Consider the following 17,233-nt stretch of genomic DNA (forward strand, 5'->3'; position numbering starts at 1 on the left):
TGCGGTAGCCCTTCTTGCTGCACGTCCCTGACTTTCAGCGACGGCCGCAAGTCATACCACAGCCTATGGCACAGGCGCCCAATGTGTGCCGGCACAACAAAAATCCGAGGCGCTCGTACACCTCGGATTTCTTCTATTCCCCTGATGCAAAATCAGCCCGCGTCCTTGACCCGGGAGGGCAGCATGACGGTAAAGCTGGAACCTGCGCCCTCCTCGCTTTCCACGCGAATCCGGCCGCCGTGGGCATCCACGATCCACTTCGCGATGGACAGGCCCAAGCCGGTGCCTTCCATCTTTCGGGAACGCATTTTGTCCCCGCGGTAAAACCGGTCGAAGATGAAGGGAAGATCCTCCTTGGCAATGCCGATGCCGGTATCGGCCACGACCATCGTGACCCAATGGTTGTCCCGTCTGCACGTGACCTTGATCGTTCCTTTTTCTTTCGTGTATTTCAAAGCGTTGTCCAGGAGAATCACCAGCAGTTGGTACAGCCGTTCCCCATCTCCGCACATGTCCAGCGGCTGCTCGATGTTTGCCTGCACGTCAATCTCCTTCAGCTCGGCAAGCTGCTGAAAGGACTGCACCGCTTTCCACGCCAGCTCGTCCAGTCGGACGTGCTGCTTCATAATCTGCAGTTCGTTGGAATCAGAGCGGGCCAGGGTGAGCAAATCGGATACCAGCTTGTTCAACCGCTTCGTCTCTTGTATGCTGACCCAAATATTTTCGCTTTCCTGTTCAATCGTATGGTCGGGATTGCGGAACAGCCGTTCGAGATGAACGAGAATGACCGACAGCGGCGTGCGCAGTTCGTGGGAGGCGTCCGCGATAAAACGCTGCTGCTTCTCCCACGACAGTTGAATGGGAATCAGTGCCCTCTTGGCAAGGAACAGCCCCGCGAAGACAGCGATCACGATGCTGACCACACCGCCGATTCCCAACACGTACAGGAGGGTGTTCAGCATTTTTTCTTCCGGTTCCAGGTTGACCACCATCTGGATCCGTTTCACCTTCCACACCCGTCCCTCCGCAAACACCCGCTTGTCGATGGACAAGGTGTAGACGCGGTAGGTCTGCCCGTCCACCGTCAAGGTTTCAATGCCATCCGCCACTCCGTCCGGCCGGAACTTCAGCAGTTCTGCCGGGTCGATGGAGTCGCCGTATTCCTTGCGAATCAGCTCTCCCCGATCGTCCCAGAGCAGGAAGACCATCCGCCTGTCCACGTCGAGCATCCGCCTTTTCTCTGCCCGAAAAAACGGAAACGGATCAAACAGCAGACGTTTTCCGATCTGCTTCAATTCTGCGTCCACCTGAGCATACAGCCGATACTGCATGGAGGCGTACAGCGCGCCCCCCAGACCGTTCAACAGCAGGACGAACACGATCACATTCAGCGTGACCAGGCGGATTCGCGTCTTTCTAAACATGCTCATTGTTTCCCTTCAGGATGTAGCCGACGTTCCGAATCGTGCGGATATAGTGGTCGCACCCGTGATCGGCCAGTTTTTTGCGCAGATAATGGACATACAGGTCCACAATGCCGTAGTTCGCCTCGGATTCGATGCCCCAGACCCGGTCGAAAATCTGGTCGCGCGATAAAATCTGTTCCCGGTTGTAGAGAAAATACTTGAGCAGATCGTACTCCTTGCTGGTCAACCGCAGCGGATGGGGTCCCACATACCCGTCGTGCTCGTACTCCTTCAGGCAAATCGGGCCATAGCTCAGCTCGCCTTCCTTGGCAAACTTCCCGTTGCGCCGCAGCAGCGCTCTCGTTCGCGCCAGCAGTTCTTCCACCGCAAACGGTTTGACCAGGTAATCGTCGGCTCCGGCGTCCAAGCCTTCGACCCGGGCTTCCACGCTGTCTTTGGCGGTAAGAAACAAAACCGGTGTCAAATTGCCTTTTGACCGCAACGTTCTTATCATCGACAAGCCGTCCAAACCAGGCATCATGATATCCAGCACCAGCAGATCGTAAATGCCTCGTTCCGCCAGCAGCAGGCCTTCATCTCCCCGGTCGGCACAGTCTACCTGATATCCTTCTTCCTTAAACACGGCGCTAATCGCCTGAAGCAAATGACGTTCATCCTCTACTACGAGAATTCGCATACCCACCCCTCTTTCCTGCTCCTGTCCCCTGCCTTCTGCGTTGCGGGCGACGGCAGGGAAGAGCGCATTTCTATGTTTATATACTACACCAATTGTGCCTGTGGCCGTACGCTCCCAATCTATTAGTAAACCATCCGTTTTTTTGAAACAGATTTGAAAAAGGCAGGTGATTGCTCACCTGCCTCAGTTTCGCTGTTTCAACAATTACTGTTCTACCACGGTCTTTTCAGCGTGACCGGCGGGAAAGGTCCGCTCGATCAGCTTCTTCACCACGTTCTCGATCTCTGCTTTTCGCTTGTCCGCCTGCTCCTGTGTCAGCTTGCCTTCCTTCACTGCTGCTGCCAGGCGTTCTTCCTCCTGCTTGGTCAAGAGGCTGACCAGCTCATCCGTGGACACGCCCTGCTCCTTGGCCACGTCGGCCAGTGATTTGCCGTCTTTCAGCTCGCTTTGCAGTTGTTCCTTATCCAGCTTCAGCAGATCCAGCAGCTCTTCATTGTCGCCGAATCCCGGGAACAGTGCCCGGAACTTCACGAAGCCTTTTCCCGGATGAGTGTTTTCCACGAAGTGCTGCACTCGCTCGGCAATGTTCTCCTTCAGTTTATCCGCCTGCTCCTCTGTCAGCTTGCCTTCCTTCACCGCTGCTGCCAGGCGTTCTTCCTCCTGCTTGGTCAAGAGGCTGACCAGCTCATCCGTGGACACGCCCTGCTCCTTGGCCACGTCGGCCAGCGATTTGCCGTCTTTCAGCTTGCTTTGCAGTTGTTCCTTATCCAGCTTCAGCAGATCCAGCAGCTCATCGTTATCCCAGAGGGACGGCCCTTTTACGAATACTTTACCTTTTCCGAGTTTCTCCGCGTTGAACCAGCCCTTATGTTCGAACTTGACGCCTTTATCCACAGGCTGCTGATTGTCGGCAGCGGCGTAGACGCTTCCGATGCTGCCAATGCTCAACGCCGTAGCCATTGCTCCCAACAGCATTCCGATTTTTGCTTTGCTGAACATGATCTCCATCATCCTTTCCAATATTTTAAACTTGTACCCAGGTACAGCTTTAGTGTAGGGTTTCAATCTTTGATTCGCCTTAGAGAACTGTGGAAAACTCTAGGAATGATCGTGGAAGAGTTGTGTGTCGGGTGAACGCATGAAAAAAGGAACCCGCTGTTTTCAGCGAGTTCCCTGTCGCAAGTGTCCCCCGATGTTTCCCCCGGGGATTCATTCAGATTTCTTTTCCGTCCAATTCAATGTCGCCGCTGTCGGCATCACCGTAGAAGTCGTGCAGTTCATCGTCGTCGGCGATGTCAATGATGACCCCGTCGATATCGGCATCCTCGAATTCATCCCAGATATCGTTGCAGATATTTTCCACCAGTCTCTCGATGTCTCTGGTAGAAAGATCGTCGTATTCATCCTGATACTCGTCAAGGTCGACTTCAATCTCCACCTCAATCTCATCCTCGTCGCCGCTCAAGAAAATCGACCATTCCAGATCCTCATAATCTCCATAGTCGTAGTTCAGGTCATCTTCCAGCTCTTCGATCCGGTCATCGACGTCATCGTCTTCGGCTTTTGCCAGCTTGTCCTCCGCATCCTTCAATTTCTTCTCCAGCTCGGCAATCCGGGCATCTTTTAGCGCAATTTCCGCCTGCAGGGTGGCAATGCGGGGGTCTTCCTTGTCCGTGACGCTCACGGTATACGTGTTCCCGTCCCACGCCACATTCTTGTTAAACACACCGGCCATCATCCGCAGAGGAATGTAGGTCGTGCCGTTGATCAAAAACGGTTCGATGTCGGTGGGAACAAGCTGGCCGTTGTACGTCACTTTCACATTGTTGTATTTAACCTGCACGTTTTTGGTCGCGACCGCGGCATCGGAACTGGACGCCAGAACGCCTGCCAGCAGTACGGAAGAAAGGACAACGGCCGACGACTTTTTCCACATGCCCGCTCTCTTCCCCTTGGTATTTTTCAACACCATGTCTCACCCCTTCAGCCAATTCCTGATTCTGGTACCCTTCCCGGTACAAGCACAGTGTATCGTTTCTTTTTTTGAATTCTCTTTGAAATCGGACATTTTTTGCACAAATCCTCACCCGCTCAACTGGCGCATGTTTCGCGTCATGCCCTCCACGGTGTACATGATCCGGGACAGTCCCCACGACAGGAACACAGTGCCCGCGTAGATCACCAGCAGGTAGAGCAGTGTCAACCCAATGTTGGCGAAAATCCACGACAGATCCCCCGTCAGCTTGATCAGCGCGAGGTTGCAGCAGATCATGACGGCCGAATGGGTCAAATAGATAAACAGCGTGAGCCCTTTTCGGAACCGGATCGGAATGGAATCTGCCCAGCGCTCCAGCACCATGATCAGCACGATCAGGGAGACAAACGCAGCCAGCACGAATCGCAGGTGAACCGCCACATAAATGGTGTCAGACAGAATAAACAGGACCGCGCTAACGACGGACAGCAGCGCACAGGCGAGCAGCAGCCCCCGATGCGTTCGCAGGAAGTGCATCATCTCATGCCGGTACCAATACAGCAGATGGCCCAGGTAAAAGGTGAAGATCCAGGCGGGAAAGAAATGGCGCGTCGTCAACCCCAGCCATCCGTGATGCAGGTAGTGAATGTACACGTATTGAAGTCCCATGAACAGCCAGATCAGGACCGTGATGTTTTGCTTGGTGATCATGTTTCGAAACAGGTAGGCAAAGACGTAATACTGGCACAGCATAAACAGAAAGTAGAGCTGATCGCCCGTCTTGCCCAAGAGAATCGAGACAAACGCTGCTTTCGTATGCGGCCATTCGTCGTAGAGCAAATAATGATACACCACTCCGGCGCACAGGAACGGCACAACTACATACAGCAGCTTTCCGGAAAAGAACTGCCGCGCCGTTGGCCGTTTGACATCAAAGGTGTGGGCCGTAAAAAACCCGCTGATCATCGCCAGCAGAACAGTGCCGTACCGGCTCAGCTGATTCAGGGCAGTGGCCCAGAAAGCACTGTCGTACTGAAGCACCAAGGCCGTGTAATGACCCGAAAATACAAGAAAGGATGACAACAACTGCATAAGAAAAAGCGTTTTAAACAACCGCGACTCTTTACCCATTTCAACGCTCCTTTGTATAGGGATTGCCGGTCCCAAGCTGCCCGATCCTCTTTTGGGTAATGTTTTTAATATAAAATAACAATTTTTGATTCAGATTTGAAACGGCGATGGCTACACGGTCTGCTCTCTGGACCTGGCAGCCACAGCCTTTTTCGCCAAATGAAAAGACCCGCGCCAGTCATTGACGCGGGTGGAGATGTGTGCCGCCAGCCAGCAGTTGGCTTACGCGGTTTTCTTCAGTTTTTTGGCTGCCCAGTTGCCGAGCGATTGGATTGCCTGCACCAGGCAGATCAGAATGATCACCGTCATGATCATCACTTCAATGTCCCACTGCTGATAGCCGTAGCGCAACGCCAAATCGCCCAGGCCGCCCGCGCCGACCGCTCCCGCCATCGCCGTCGCCCCGATCAGGCCGATGGTCGCGATGGTCAGGCACAAGACGATGCCCGGTCGGGCTTCGCGAATCATGATGCGAAAAATGATTTGCGAGCGGGACGCGCCCATCGCCTGATACGCCTCGATTACGCCCCGGTCCACTTCGAGCAGTGCAGTTTCCATCAGGCGGGCGATATACGGCGTGGTGTACACGATAAGCGGCACGATCGCGCCCTCGACACCGATGGAGGTGCCGACGACAAACTCTGTGAATGGAATGATCGCCACCATCAAAATGATGAAGGGAAGCGAACGAATCACGTTGATGATGACGTTGAGACTGTGGTAGACCCATTTGTTGGGGGCAAGGTGATCCGGACGGGTAATGACCAGCAGCACGCCCAGCGGGATGCCCAAGAGCGTGGCGATGAACAGGGAGACCCCGACCATGATCACCGTTTCTTCAAACGATTGGGAAAACAACGGCAGCAGTTCCACCAGTCGATCCATTATACCCCCACCTCCGCTTGTGATACGACATCCACCCGGTACACGGACTGGCGCAGATACGCAATTCCCTCCTGCACCGCCTTGTCTTCACCGGAAATATGCAGCAGCAGAATGCCGAGCGCGGTACCTTTTATCGAGCTGATCGATCCGTACAGCAGGTTTGTTTTGACCGGATAGCGGGAGGCAAGCGTTCCCAACACAGGATCGAGCGCCGCATCGCCGCGGAACGCGACGCGCAGGATGTACGCACTGGGACCGGCGTTCTTGATTTTGGCCAGCATCTCTTTCGGGACCTTGTCATCAAAAACCGTCTTGATAAAGTTGCGCGTCGTCGGCTGCTGCGGATTGCTGAAGACATCCAGTACCGTTCCCTGCTCGATGATGACCCCGTTTTCCATAATCGCGACGCGGTCGCAGATTTTTTTAATGACCTGCATCTCGTGGGTGATCAGCACAATCGTCAGGCCAAACTTTTGGTTGATGTCCAACAGCAGGTCAAGAATCGACTCTGTGGTTTGCGGGTCAAGCGCCGAGGTCGCCTCGTCGCATAGCAGGATTTCCGGGTCCATGGCCAGCGCCCGGGCGATCCCCACCCGCTGTTTCTGCCCGCCCGACAATTGGGAGGGGTAGGCGTTTGCCTTGTCTTCCAAACCTACCAGGCGCAGCAGTTCCTCCACTTTTTTACGAATCTGCTCTTTCTGCACCCGATTCATCCTGAGAATTTCGGCGACGTTGTCAAACACGTTGTACGACGACAGCAGGTTAAAATGCTGAAAAATGACGCCAATCTTCTTGCGGGCCTGGCGCAGTTCCTTTTCGGACAGCTTCAGCATGTCCTGCCCGTTGACCACGACCGATCCGCTTGTCGGCTTTTCCAGCAGGTTGATCGTTCGCAGCAGGGTGCTCTTCCCTGCTCCGCTGAATCCGATCACGCCAAATATTTCTCCTTTGTTGACGTGGAGCGTTACGCCCTTTAATGCGTCTACCTGTTTGCTGCCAACCTTGTATGTCTTGTGAATATTCGTCAGCTGTATCATCTGCCCATGCTCCTCCCTGTTGGGACGCTCCCCTCCTTACCAAGAAGGGAGCACCGATCCGGAAAACTCTTCTTCGATGAACTTCTTGACTTCTTCCGACCGATAGAGCGTGACCAGTTTTTGATAGAGCGGGTTGTCCTTGTCCTTTGCGTTGACTGCGAGAATGTTGACGTACGGGGAGTCCGCACCTTCGGCAAAAATCGCGTCTTTTTTCGGGTTGTACCCCGCTTCCATGGCAAAGTTGGTGTTGATGCTTGCCGCATCCAGGCTCTTCAGCGTCCGGGCGAGCAGGGCTGCCTCCAGTTCTTTAAAGACCAGTTTTTTCGGATTTTCGATGATGTCCTGCGGCGTTGCTTTGTCGCCGACGCCGTCTTTCAGCTTGATCAATCCCGCCGCCTGATAAAGCAGCAAAGCACGCGCCCGGTTGGTCGGGTCGTTTTGGATGCCGACCGTGCCGCCTTCCGGGATGTCTTCCACCTTCTTGTACTTGGTGGAGTAAATCCCCATCGGGAAGGTAACGGTTTTGCCAATCTCGACGATCTGTGTTTTGTGATCTTCATTAAATTTCTCTAAAAACGGAATGGTTTGAAAGCTGTTTACGTCAATGTTTCCTTTATCCAACGCCTGATTGGGAAGAACGTAGTCGTTGAACACGACGACTTCGATGTCCAATCCTTCTTTCGCGGCCACTTCTTTTACCTTGTTCATGATTTCTTCGTGCGGGCCGGCCGTCACACCCACCTTGATCGACGTTTTCTCCCCAGCAGATGCGGCCGAATCGTCCGACGAGTTACCTCCGCAAGCGGAAAGCAGCGTGCCGATCACGAGCAGCATGATCATCAACAAACGTGTTTTTTTCATGTTGTGTTTCTCTCCTTTTCTCCGATCACACGATGATTTTTGCATAAGTGAACATCATATCTTTGTGTTTATAATTCCGATATGATTAGTTGGATTATAGCGTGTCTCCCAATGTCTGTCAATGACCACCAATAATCAGAGAATTGCGAACATATCAAGCACGAATGTCAACGATGCAGATGATTTGTCAAATACGTGCCGAAGGGAGTGGAACCTGAATGTGCGAAGAAATGATGTGCAGGATCGTGAATGCGGACAAAAACCGGGAGAGATTTGAGGATCATGCTGGGGGACAGCAAATCGGGGGTCAGCTGGAGCAAATATGTTTGGCTGACTCAACAGCGGTGAATTGAGATACTCGCTATGACGGTGTATAATTAGAGATTGTCACATTGCCTTATCGTTCATCGAAAACAAATGATCTACGTCTTCTGCCATGCTTCCGGAGCTTGAAATCGTCCATGCCGTTCCATGCACGAAGCGGACGAACCTGGAGCAGGCGGTTGTTTGATAAAAAGCTCCGACCATCTAGTCTTTAGATGATCGGAGAAGTAGTACGTGAACGATGTCATTATAATTGATCAATATAATAATTTCCTTATATAAATCATGGTAGCTAAGTGAAGTATCTCCTCATTTGGTGCTTTTGCGAAAAAAAGGAGGCAGTCTCCTGCACAATTTGACTGCCTCAAATTTATTCCCAAGAACATTTGTCGAGGAATTGCCTCTTCACCATGTTTATCGGATGGCCAAGCGGACAAATTCATGCATAAATTATGGTAATTGGTCTGACCACCTACCGCCACATGGCGAAGTGATCGTAACTAAAAGATTGGGACTCTTACAGGAACAGATGTATAATCAGGGTTGTTTTTTCCAGTTCCCAACCCACCGTATAAATTAGACCCCCACGCCCAAAGCGTACCGTCATTTTTAATTCCAAGGGCAAAGCTGTTACCGGGAGCGAGAGAAATAAATTCAGACAAATTTTCGATCTTGATTGGCTCTAAATATGTTTCTGAAGTATTAGTGCCATCCGCAAGAATATTAGCCACATCACGTCCCCAAGCCCAAACGGTACCCTCAGAATCAATAGCAAAGGAACCGAATCGGCTGGCTTCAATGTCTTTGATGCTGCTCAATGTTGGAATCTGCACCGGAGACAGTTGCCTTGTGTGATTACCGATCCCAAGCTGTCCATCACTATTGGAACCCCAAACCCAGACAGTTCCATCACTTTTTAGAGCCATTGCATAATCAAGGCCAGCTGATATTTCTACAATGTCAGTCAAATTCTCGACCTGAACCGGAACATTGGACTGCGATCCGTTCCCGCCATTTCCTAATTCTCCTTTGGTGTTTAACCCCCATGCCCATACCGTGCCGTCATTTTTCAGGGCATATCCTGTAAACACACCCGCTCCAATTTGCTTGACATTCTCAAGGCCAGAAACCTGGACAGGCACTATTGACTTTACTACAGTTGAACCATTCCCAAGAGCTCCACCTGCATTTGACCCCCAAGCCCATACCGTACCATCATTTTTCAGGGCTACGCCAAAGTTCCCCCCTGCTTCTACGTCAACAACATCAGTAAGTCCATTGACTTGGGTAGGTGTTGTAACCGGATCTGAAGTTGTCAGCCCGATTTGTCCCCCATAGTTACTACCCCATGCCCAGACAGTCCCATCATTTTTTAGTGCTACTGAAAAATAATTTTTAGAAGCGCTAATATCTTTAGCATCATCCAGCACTTTGACAGGTTCATACCTATGGGTTTTCGTACCGTCGCCAACATTTCCCTGTGCATTATCCCCCCAAGCCCAAACGCTTCCATCCATTCCAAGAACAAGAGCATGATTCCACGCACTAATTTGTACTGGGGTTGGATGTGATTCGCATGCGCCAACAGTCTGAACTCCTACGGGAGAAAAAGTTGCCGTCAGAAGCAGTGAAAGAGCGGCCGACCAGAAGAGACTTTTTTTCTTTCTGTTCATACTATACCCTCCGTAAAATTGTTATATATTTTTAAAATCGGATAAAAATGTTTTTTATTTTAGCATTTTTTAAATTTTGTTAGATACCAATGGAAAAATTATTGAACGTGTCTTAGCTTGCGTAACGTCTTTGGGAATAAAAAAATCCCGCAGCCGCGAGGAATTTGTTGAAGGAGGTATGCCTTTTATTACGAACGCCAATTTGTTTGTTAGTGCATGAACGATTACTGGTTCTTACTTGAAGCGGATCAATAAGTTAGTTGGCCGAATGCACATTCTCAACATGATACTTTCTTCTAAATAACATGATACTTTCTTCTAAATAACATGATACTTTCTTCTAAATAACATGATACTTTCTTCTAAATAAATAGAGGCGGATTTTCCGCCTCTTTTTCACATTAATCCCACGCAAACCGCTGCTCTTTCCACGGGTCTCCGTACATGTGATAGCCGTTCTTCTCCCAGAATCCCTGCTTGTCTTTCTCCAAAAACTCGACGCCGCGCACCCATTTGGCGCTTTTCCAGAAGTACAGGTGCGGGATGACGAAGCGGAGCGGCCAGCCGTGTTCCGGGGTGAGGTCCTGTCCGTTGTGCTTGTAGGCAAACAGGTTGCCCGGCCTGAGGAAATCGTCCAGCGGCATGTTGGCCGTCCAGCCAAATTCGGCGTGCAGCATCACGTATTTGGCCTCCGGCTTCACCTTGACCAGCTTCACAATTTCTTCCACGGGAATGCCTTCCCAGACGTTGTCCAGCTTGCTCCAGCCGGTGACGCAGTGAATGTCGTTGGTCACCTGGGTTTTGGGCAGGGCCATGATCTGCTCATAGGTAAGCGTCACTTCCTGCTCGACCAGGCCGAAAATGCGAAAGCTCCACTGGGTTGCCAAATCGGTGTACTCCGGTACATCGCCGTAGTGCAGGACGGGAAAGCCGGTCGTCACTTTCTGATTGGGGGGCACGCGGTCATGCCTGCTTTCCAGGGGCTTGTTGGTAACCATGGGGCTTCACTCCTTTGTTCCGACAGGCGTGATCGATTCCCGGGCACAATGCCGTCCCGTGTAGTATATGCGGAGAGCGGCCGGCCATACGGAACCGACTCATTGAGGTATACCACCTTCTTACCATATCCTGCAGATCACTGCAAGAAAAACACCCCCGCCAATGTGCAGGGGGCGTCCTTCGCAATGCGGGACAAATCCGCCTGCCGTCCGCTGACGGACGGCGGCGTCCGCCGGTTTACTTTTTCCCCACGCGCAGGAGGGCGTGATCCACCTTGATGCACAGGTCCATGATGACCTCGATGCCGTGCTGTTTCGCCAGCGCGGCCGCCTCTTCATTGACGATCCCCTGCTGCAGCCAGAGGGCTTTGGGTTTCAGTTTGACCGCTTCTTCTGCGACCGGCGGCACGTCTTCACTGCGGCGAAATACGTTGACGATGTCCACGGGCTCGTCGATCTCGCTCAGGGAAGCGACCGCTTTTTCCCCCAGGACTGTCTCGCCGGCAATCGTCGGGTTTACCGGAATGATGCGATAACCGGCGTTTTGCATGGCAGCGGCGACCATGTGGCTGGTGCGCTCAGGCTTGTTGGAAAGGCCGACCACCGCGATGGTTTTCGCTTCCTCCAGCAATTGGCGGCGGCGTTCGTCACTCGGATTTTGAAACATGGTTTACCAACTCCTTTACGCATTGGATTGATTGCGATTCATCACAAACTGGGCAAGCGTACGGACCATGACGCCCGTACCGCCCGCCGGCTGCATGTCTTTCGCGCTGCTGGTGTACGCCGTGCCGGCAATGTCCAGGTGGACCCACGGGGTATCCTCCGCGAATTCCCGCAAGAAGGCGCCGCCGATGATGCAGTGGCCGTAACGGCCGCCCGAGTTTTTCAGGTCGGCATAGCGGCTTTTGTTCAATTCGCAATACTCCTCAAACAGCGGCAGCTGCCAGAGGCGTTCCCCGGCCTGTGCGGCTGCGGACAGGAGTTCGCTGACGAGCGCCTCGTCGTTGGTCAGTGCGGCAGAGCAGTAGTGGCCCAGAGCGACGACGACTCCGCCGGTCAGGGTGGCGGCATCCACCAGGCACGAGACACCCTGCTTTCTGGCGTAGGTGATGCAATCGGCCAGGACCATCCGTCCCTCGGCGTCGGTCGTGATGATTTCCACGGTCTTGCCGCTCATCGTGGTAATCACGTCGCCCGGCTTGAAGGCTGTTCCCGATGGCATGTTTTCCACGCAGCCGATGACCGCGAGCACGTTCGCCCGGGGTTTGATCTGTCCCAGCGCTTCCAACGCCCCGATCACCGCTGCCGCGCCGCCCATGTCGGACTTCATGGCTTCCATACCGGCAACCGGCTTGATGGAAATACCGCCCGTATCAAACGTGACGCCTTTGCCGATCAGGCCGATCACGTCTTCCCAGGTCTCTGTTCCCTGGTATTTCACCACGACGACATACGGCTCCTCGACGCTGCCCTTGGCAACGGCAAGCAGGCCGCCCATGCCCATTTCCTCCAGCTTATCTTTTGTCAGCACCTCGTACGCCATACCGTAGCGTTTGGCCACAGCCACCGCTGCGTCTTTCAGGGCGCGCGGCGTCAGGTAATTGCCCGGTTCGTTGACCAGTGTCCGCGCCAGGTTGGTCCCCTGCGCCAGCGCTTCACCGCGCATCACGCCCAGCATGGCGCTGGCCGCTTCCTCGTCGCTGCCGACGAGCAGCTTCACCGTCCCGAGCGGCTCCGCCTCCCGCTTCGGCTTTTGCCGATAGCCTTCGTAGTGATACGACGCCAGGCAAAACGCCTCTGTCACCGCCTGTGCGAAGCGGCTGGTCGACAACTCCCGTCCGCCGCGCAGATCCACGGCCACGGTTTTGCCGCTGCCTTTGCCGCCGACCGTCTTGGCAGCACGCCCCCAGGCAGCACGGATCGAGACGAAGTCGGCCTTCTCCCGGTCACCCATGCCGATGACAATCAACTTTTTGGCCTGAAGCCGGCCCATCGTGTGAACGACAGCCACCGACTTGGCCTCTCCGCTGATTTCCTTGTCCTGCTGCAGCGCGGCCAACCCGCCTGCAAACCGTTGATCCAATTCCGGATACACCTGCGCCAGTTCTTCCTCTTTCCACAGCGGGAGCACCAGCTCATCGCACGCAACGGTCCACCATGCGCTCCGTTTTTCCACAGTGACGTTCATATACCTTTCCTTCTTTCTCTGTGATAGGATAAAGCTACGGGCACATGAATGCCTTAGGGCCTATCCAGACTCAGATGGAGGGAAGGAAACGGAATGGCTTTCGCTTCCGTATACGGAATGACGTCCGCCTGCGGCAGTGCGTCCATGCAGTCGTCGAGAAACCGGAGAATTGCGTCGACATCGAGATCCCAGTGGCGCGGACCATACCTGGCCAGATATTTGCGGGCATTGGCCAGCATCAGTCGCGCACCCTTGACGTTGCCGCTGGAAAAGTGGTACAGTCCGACCGCCATTTGCAGCAAACCCTGGAGAAACTTGTTCGCTTTGTCTTCCATCCAGATTTCCTCAAGCAGGTCGTGGCATTCGTAGTACTCGCCGGCGTTGAACTTCTCGATAAACCGTATGTACTGCTCGGGGTATCGCATGGTCAACCGCCACCGTCCTTCCGCTTTCCATCGTAACACAGTTTGCCCGGTCTCGAAATCCTGACGAAAACTTTACGGATGCCCGAAACGCTGTTCTGTTACAATATACATACGCAGACGCATCAGATCAGAAAGGAATGGATCTTTCTATGGCAGCAATACTTGACAACTTTCCGTTATGGGCGGCTCTGATTGCCATAGGAATTGCCCAATTGATCAAAATCCCGCTTCACTACATCGCCACCCGGACCTGGCAGTGGTCGCTGATGTTCAGCACGGGCGGCATGCCCAGTTCTCATTCGTCCGCAGTAACTGCCCTTTCGACGGCCGTGGGCATCCGGGAAGGGTTCAGCAGCAGCATGTTCGCCATCTCCGCGATTATCGGGGTCATCGTCATGTTTGACGCGGCCGGCGTCCGCCGCCATGCCGGCATGCAGGCTGTCGTGCTGAACAAGCTGGTAGACGAATTCAACCATCTGCTGGAGGGGATGAAGACCTTTAAGGTGCGTCCCAAGCAGGAAAAGGCCCAAAAGCTGAAAGAACTGCTCGGCCACCAGCCGATCGAGGTATTCGTCGGCGGATGGCTGGGTGTCATGGTCGCGCTGATTACGCATCGGCTGCTGTAGACGAAAAGAGACGGACAGAGTTGTCCCGCACCGGAAACGGAGCCGGACAGCGACGTTTCGGGGAGGGAGAGCATGCGCATCGTTTCCATTTGTCCGAGCAATACGGAAATCCTCTATTACCTGGGACTGGGCGATCAGGTGGTCGGTCTGGACGACCACTCCGACTGGCCAGATGAATGGCAGCACCTGCCGCGCGTCGGCCCCGACTTGTCAATTGACATGCAGAAAGTGGAGGCGCTGCAGCCCGATCTGGTTGTCGCCTCGCTCAGCGTTCCCGGTATGGAAAAAAACGTGGAGGAACTGGCGGCTCGTCGGATTCCCCACATCGTGCTGAATCCGTCGCGGATCGCCGACATTCCCCGCGACATCCTGCTGGTGGGCGAAGCCACCGGTACGATACAAGCCGCCGAACGGCTGGCGCAGCAATTTGCCGAAAGAGTGGAAATAATCCGTCAGACGGCAGCGAAGCAGAGCACCCGGCCGAAGCTGTATTGGGAATGGTGGCCCAATCCAATCTACACCCCAGGACGGGACAACTGGCTGACCGATGTAAGCGAAATTGTCGGGGGCGTCAATGTGTTCGCCGACTTTCCCTGTGCCAATGTCAAAGCAACCCCTGACATGGTGCGGGAGCGGAATCCTGATCACGTCTGCGTCGTCTGGTGCGGCATCGAGCTGCGCCGAATCAAACCGGCAATGATCACCGATCGGCCCGGGTGGGGAGAGATGGACGCCATCCGCCATGGGCACGTCCATCTGCTGGAAGAAGGACTCTATTGCCGCCCGTCCCCCCGTATTCTCGACGGATTGGAACACCTGGTCAAACTGCTGTACCCGGACGATCGCACCTGACCGTATGATTTCTCCTGTACACAAGCAAAGGATTTGCCGCCGGCTCACTCCGGGGCAAATCCTTTTTGTGTTTCCAACCCGCTGCAGTCAGTTGATGGGGTCGGCCATTGCCGCGATTCCTTTTTCGTTGAGTTGGGTCATCATCGCTTCCGTCACCTTGCCGTCGCCGCGGCGGATGACGTACACGTCCAGGGCTTTTTTGCCCCACTGCTTGTACACATCCTGTTTTGTCTCAAAATAGAGGTCGATCTTGTGGCCGCGAATGGCCCCGCCTTTGTCCGCAACTACGCCGTAACCGTAACCGGGTATGTAGAGGACCGTTCCCAGCGGAAACACGCGCAGGTCGGCGGCAATGGTGGAGTATTCATCCCGGCGAACCCTTACGCCCGAGTACGTAATCCCGTAAGACGGATGGGACGGGTGTTTGCCAGTCGACTCATACCCGGCGTAATACCCGGTCGCCACGACGCGCACCTTGGGATACTGCTCCAGCATCAGTTCGTTCTTGTCGGTCATCGGGGTGAAGGAGCTGGTGGAAACCGTCCGTTTCTTGACGACCTGCCGGCCATCTCTCATCTCCGAGACGCCGAACACTGTCTTAACAGAATGGTCTGCCATCACATTGTACCCCAATCCGTCGGTCGCGAATCCGGTCAGTACGGTAACGCCCAGGACGATCATACTCACCAATCGCTTACCAATCATTCTGATATAAACCTCCTCTCGGTACTAGTCTTGTCCCGAAGAGAAGGAAACTATACACAAAATGACCTGATTACAAAAATATTCTGCATCTTGCGGCACAATCAGCCGGCCTGTTCAGGAGACGCATTAAAAAAGGCAGGCCCGCAACAGGCCCGCCAAACCAACGGTTAAAACATACGATATCCTTTTTTGCGCAGCGTTTGAATCGTCCAACCGCTGAGCACGGTTCCCGCCATGCCGCATCCCAGAATGATCGCGTCCCAGGGGCCGGGAACGATTTTTTTGTACACCAACGCCCCGACCACTACGCCGCCGACGAGCACCACAGGCAGCCAGGTCGTCCGCAATATCATGTTTATGATAAAGCCGATGCCAAAGCCGAGCACGGCAAACAGCACAATTGACACCATAAATTGCAGCAAATCCATTGACCGTTCAATCCTCCAGCCTTCTGACGTATCGGGATTTCATCTCAAACACGTCCGTTTCCGTTTTTTAGTGTAGCCCAATCGCAGGATGAGGTCAATTGGAAAAGCGGCGGAACCACTATGGTTGGCTCTAACGCTCGCGTTCGGCGCGGCCCGTGCTCGCCCAGCAGGGAAGCACAAACTGCACGCTCCGCATCGATTGCGGGGATCGCCAAAGCCGCATCGCTACGCAGCCCATTTAGAGGTGGCGCTCCTTTTCTATGCTGGGCGTCAAGCGAGCGAGCGGGCCCGATCTCCCATGCACCTCGGACTTTGTCTGCATGCTGAGAGCCGACTTTGGTCGGCTCAGCTATGCCTTGACGGCAGAAGCGGTCGGCATCGGTGCAGATAGAGTCCCGGTGCCGTCACAGCCCGGACAGTTCTCAGTGCCGCCCAGCAGCAGTTGGAAATACCCCTGTCCCTTGCAGTACGGGCATTGTTCTTGTTCGCTTCTCATGGTGATCTCTCCTTTCCCATCCATTCGGGAAATAAATTGTATTTTCTGATTTTTTTGATGTGTCTTACTATAGCAGAGAATTCGCAGCCTCGACAACGGGAAAATCACTCGGAAAACAGAAAAAAACCGGGATGTAAGCGGCTGCATCCCGGTTTTTCTTGCTCATTCTCACAAATGCGTGAAGATGGATAGCGCGGGCGTGGCAGCGTGCACGTCTGCCCCGCATTTTACACTGCCCGCGTTTCTTCGCTCTTGTTTTCGCGCTACTCGTCGTCTGCGTCGAGCAGTCCGTTGTCGATCATGTAGCGGAGGTTTTCCCTGTCCCGCTCCCGCCCTTTTTCTTTCAGACGCTCAATCGCGGGCAGGATCAGGATGTCGACTTCGCGCTGCACGTGCTTGGACAGATCGTAGCGGCCCTGTTCCTCCAGATAGGCGCCTACTTCCATCAGCGCGTTGTAGCGCTCCAGTTCATCCCTCGTCAGCAGTCCTCTGACCTGAACACTGGCGTGACGCATGGCTGCCT

At 53.9% G+C, this 17,233-nt stretch carries 19 protein-coding genes; 2 read left to right on the plus strand and 17 right to left on the minus strand.

Going from position 1 to position 17,233, the window contains the following annotated elements; translation table 11 throughout:
• Positions 1 to 152: 152 nt before the first annotated feature.
• From KDN35_RS03805 to KDN35_RS03865, 13 genes are all read right to left on the minus strand, one after another.
• Complete coding sequence (locus KDN35_RS03805) at positions 153 to 1,424, minus strand: sensor histidine kinase (protein WP_212132120.1); 1,272 nt, start codon at positions 1,422 to 1,424, stop codon at positions 153 to 155.
• A complete protein-coding gene (locus tag KDN35_RS03810) occupies positions 1,417 to 2,103 on the minus strand; it encodes a response regulator transcription factor (protein WP_171567480.1) in 687 nt (228 codons plus the stop codon). Before KDN35_RS03810 ends, KDN35_RS03805 begins: the two co-directional genes overlap by 8 nt.
• Before the next feature lie 204 nt (positions 2,104 to 2,307).
• On the minus strand, positions 2,308 to 3,102 hold the full coding sequence (locus KDN35_RS03815) for a hypothetical protein (RefSeq protein WP_212132121.1): 795 nt from the start codon (positions 3,100 to 3,102) through the stop codon (positions 2,308 to 2,310).
• A 214-nt stretch (positions 3,103 to 3,316) separates the two neighbouring features.
• Positions 3,317 to 4,039: a stalk domain-containing protein gene (locus KDN35_RS03820; protein WP_212132122.1), complete on the minus strand. Its 723-nt coding sequence runs from the start codon at positions 4,037 to 4,039 to the stop codon at positions 3,317 to 3,319.
• Positions 4,040 to 4,186: 147 nt separating this feature from the next.
• Complete coding sequence (locus KDN35_RS03825) at positions 4,187 to 5,170, minus strand: acyltransferase family protein (protein ID WP_249178894.1); 984 nt, start codon at positions 5,168 to 5,170, stop codon at positions 4,187 to 4,189.
• A 261-nt stretch (positions 5,171 to 5,431) separates the two neighbouring features.
• The gene (locus tag KDN35_RS03830; RefSeq protein WP_212132123.1) at positions 5,432 to 6,094 is read right to left on the minus strand and encodes a methionine ABC transporter permease; all 663 of its coding nucleotides are present in this window, start codon (positions 6,092 to 6,094) and stop codon (positions 5,432 to 5,434) included.
• Positions 6,094 to 7,131 (minus strand): methionine ABC transporter ATP-binding protein, encoded by a 1,038-nt coding sequence (locus KDN35_RS03835; protein WP_212132124.1) that lies wholly within the window; start codon positions 7,129 to 7,131, stop codon positions 6,094 to 6,096. Before KDN35_RS03835 ends, KDN35_RS03830 begins: the two co-directional genes overlap by 1 nt.
• A gap of 36 nt (positions 7,132 to 7,167) precedes the next feature.
• Positions 7,168 to 7,992 carry a MetQ/NlpA family ABC transporter substrate-binding protein gene (locus tag KDN35_RS03840; protein WP_212132125.1) on the minus strand — a complete coding sequence of 275 codons (825 nt, stop codon included), beginning with the start codon at positions 7,990 to 7,992 and terminating at the stop codon, positions 7,168 to 7,170.
• Positions 7,993 to 8,816: 824 nt separating this feature from the next.
• Positions 8,817 to 9,989, minus strand: coding sequence for an RCC1 domain-containing protein (locus KDN35_RS03845; RefSeq protein WP_212132126.1), 1,173 nt, complete (start codon positions 9,987 to 9,989; stop codon positions 8,817 to 8,819).
• A 401-nt stretch (positions 9,990 to 10,390) separates the two neighbouring features.
• Complete coding sequence (locus KDN35_RS03850; RefSeq protein WP_171567472.1) at positions 10,391 to 10,987, minus strand: sulfite oxidase-like oxidoreductase; 597 nt, start codon at positions 10,985 to 10,987, stop codon at positions 10,391 to 10,393.
• A 238-nt stretch (positions 10,988 to 11,225) separates the two neighbouring features.
• Positions 11,226 to 11,654 carry a CoA-binding protein gene (locus KDN35_RS03855; protein ID WP_171567471.1) on the minus strand — a complete coding sequence of 143 codons (429 nt, stop codon included), beginning with the start codon at positions 11,652 to 11,654 and terminating at the stop codon, positions 11,226 to 11,228.
• A gap of 15 nt (positions 11,655 to 11,669) precedes the next feature.
• Complete coding sequence (locus KDN35_RS03860; RefSeq protein ID WP_212132127.1) at positions 11,670 to 13,178, minus strand: leucyl aminopeptidase; 1,509 nt, start codon at positions 13,176 to 13,178, stop codon at positions 11,670 to 11,672.
• 53 nt (positions 13,179 to 13,231) lie between these two features.
• Entirely contained in the window at positions 13,232 to 13,603 is a 372-nt protein-coding gene (locus tag KDN35_RS03865) for a DUF309 domain-containing protein (RefSeq protein ID WP_171567491.1), read from the minus strand.
• Between the two features lie 149 nt (positions 13,604 to 13,752).
• Here KDN35_RS03865 and KDN35_RS03870 point away from each other — a divergent pair, with 149 nt between their 5' ends.
• Together KDN35_RS03870 and KDN35_RS03875 are read left to right on the plus strand one after the other, a co-directional pair.
• Complete coding sequence (locus KDN35_RS03870) at positions 13,753 to 14,229, plus strand: divergent PAP2 family protein (RefSeq protein ID WP_171567469.1); 477 nt, start codon at positions 13,753 to 13,755, stop codon at positions 14,227 to 14,229.
• A gap of 72 nt (positions 14,230 to 14,301) precedes the next feature.
• Positions 14,302 to 15,081, plus strand: a complete 780-nt coding sequence (locus tag KDN35_RS03875; RefSeq protein ID WP_212132128.1) for a cobalamin-binding protein — start codon at positions 14,302 to 14,304, stop codon at positions 15,079 to 15,081.
• Positions 15,082 to 15,168: 87 nt separating this feature from the next.
• Here the strand turns inward: KDN35_RS03875 and KDN35_RS03880 are convergent, their stop codons facing one another.
• The 4 genes from KDN35_RS03880 to KDN35_RS03895 form a co-directional block, all read right to left on the minus strand.
• Positions 15,169 to 15,786, minus strand: a complete 618-nt coding sequence (locus KDN35_RS03880) for a 3D domain-containing protein (RefSeq protein WP_171567467.1) — start codon at positions 15,784 to 15,786, stop codon at positions 15,169 to 15,171.
• A gap of 167 nt (positions 15,787 to 15,953) precedes the next feature.
• Positions 15,954 to 16,214: a YuiB family protein gene (locus KDN35_RS03885; protein ID WP_171567466.1), complete on the minus strand. Its 261-nt coding sequence runs from the start codon at positions 16,212 to 16,214 to the stop codon at positions 15,954 to 15,956.
• Between the two features lie 349 nt (positions 16,215 to 16,563).
• Positions 16,564 to 16,710, minus strand: a complete 147-nt coding sequence (locus tag KDN35_RS03890; protein ID WP_171567465.1) for a YuiA family protein — start codon at positions 16,708 to 16,710, stop codon at positions 16,564 to 16,566.
• A gap of 263 nt (positions 16,711 to 16,973) precedes the next feature.
• Positions 16,974 to 17,225: a hypothetical protein gene (locus KDN35_RS03895; protein ID WP_171567464.1), complete on the minus strand. Its 252-nt coding sequence runs from the start codon at positions 17,223 to 17,225 to the stop codon at positions 16,974 to 16,976.
• Between the last annotated feature and the right edge of the window lie 8 nt (positions 17,226 to 17,233).

The organism is Brevibacillus sp. NL20B1 (assembly GCF_018195675.1).
Taxonomy (GTDB): domain Bacteria; phylum Bacillota; class Bacilli; order Brevibacillales; family Brevibacillaceae; genus Brevibacillus; species Brevibacillus aydinogluensis.

Excerpts from the sequence above, each read along its gene's own strand:
- KDN35_RS03805 (WP_212132120.1), bottom strand. The coding sequence starts at position 1,424 with ATGTTTAGAAAGACGCGAATCCGCCTGGTCACGCTGAATGTGATCGTG.
- KDN35_RS03810 (WP_171567480.1), bottom strand. The coding sequence starts at position 2,103 with ATGCGAATTCTCGTAGTAGAGGATGAACGTCATTTGCTTCAGGCGATT.
- KDN35_RS03815 (WP_212132121.1), bottom strand. The coding sequence starts at position 3,102 with ATGTTCAGCAAAGCAAAAATCGGAATGCTGTTGGGAGCAATGGCTACG.
- KDN35_RS03820 (WP_212132122.1), bottom strand. The coding sequence starts at position 4,039 with ATGTGGAAAAAGTCGTCGGCCGTTGTCCTTTCTTCCGTACTGCTGGCA.
- KDN35_RS03825 (WP_249178894.1), bottom strand. The coding sequence starts at position 5,170 with ATGCAGTTGTTGTCATCCTTTCTTGTATTTTCGGGTCATTACACGGCC.
- KDN35_RS03830 (WP_212132123.1), bottom strand. The coding sequence starts at position 6,094 with ATGGATCGACTGGTGGAACTGCTGCCGTTGTTTTCCCAATCGTTTGAA.
- KDN35_RS03835 (WP_212132124.1), bottom strand. The coding sequence starts at position 7,131 with ATGATACAGCTGACGAATATTCACAAGACATACAAGGTTGGCAGCAAA.
- KDN35_RS03840 (WP_212132125.1), bottom strand. The coding sequence starts at position 7,992 with ATGAAAAAAACACGTTTGTTGATGATCATGCTGCTCGTGATCGGCACG.
- KDN35_RS03845 (WP_212132126.1), bottom strand. The coding sequence starts at position 9,989 with ATGAACAGAAAGAAAAAAAGTCTCTTCTGGTCGGCCGCTCTTTCACTG.
- KDN35_RS03850 (WP_171567472.1), bottom strand. The coding sequence starts at position 10,987 with ATGGTTACCAACAAGCCCCTGGAAAGCAGGCATGACCGCGTGCCCCCC.
- KDN35_RS03855 (WP_171567471.1), bottom strand. The coding sequence starts at position 11,654 with ATGTTTCAAAATCCGAGTGACGAACGCCGCCGCCAATTGCTGGAGGAA.
- KDN35_RS03860 (WP_212132127.1), bottom strand. The coding sequence starts at position 13,178 with ATGAACGTCACTGTGGAAAAACGGAGCGCATGGTGGACCGTTGCGTGC.
- KDN35_RS03865 (WP_171567491.1), bottom strand. The coding sequence starts at position 13,603 with ATGCGATACCCCGAGCAGTACATACGGTTTATCGAGAAGTTCAACGCC.
- KDN35_RS03870 (WP_171567469.1), top strand. The coding sequence starts at position 13,753 with ATGGCAGCAATACTTGACAACTTTCCGTTATGGGCGGCTCTGATTGCC.
- KDN35_RS03875 (WP_212132128.1), top strand. The coding sequence starts at position 14,302 with ATGCGCATCGTTTCCATTTGTCCGAGCAATACGGAAATCCTCTATTAC.
- KDN35_RS03880 (WP_171567467.1), bottom strand. The coding sequence starts at position 15,786 with ATGATTGGTAAGCGATTGGTGAGTATGATCGTCCTGGGCGTTACCGTA.
- KDN35_RS03885 (WP_171567466.1), bottom strand. The coding sequence starts at position 16,214 with ATGGATTTGCTGCAATTTATGGTGTCAATTGTGCTGTTTGCCGTGCTC.
- KDN35_RS03890 (WP_171567465.1), bottom strand. The coding sequence starts at position 16,710 with ATGAGAAGCGAACAAGAACAATGCCCGTACTGCAAGGGACAGGGGTAT.
- KDN35_RS03895 (WP_171567464.1), bottom strand. The coding sequence starts at position 17,225 with ATGCGTCACGCCAGTGTTCAGGTCAGAGGACTGCTGACGAGGGATGAA.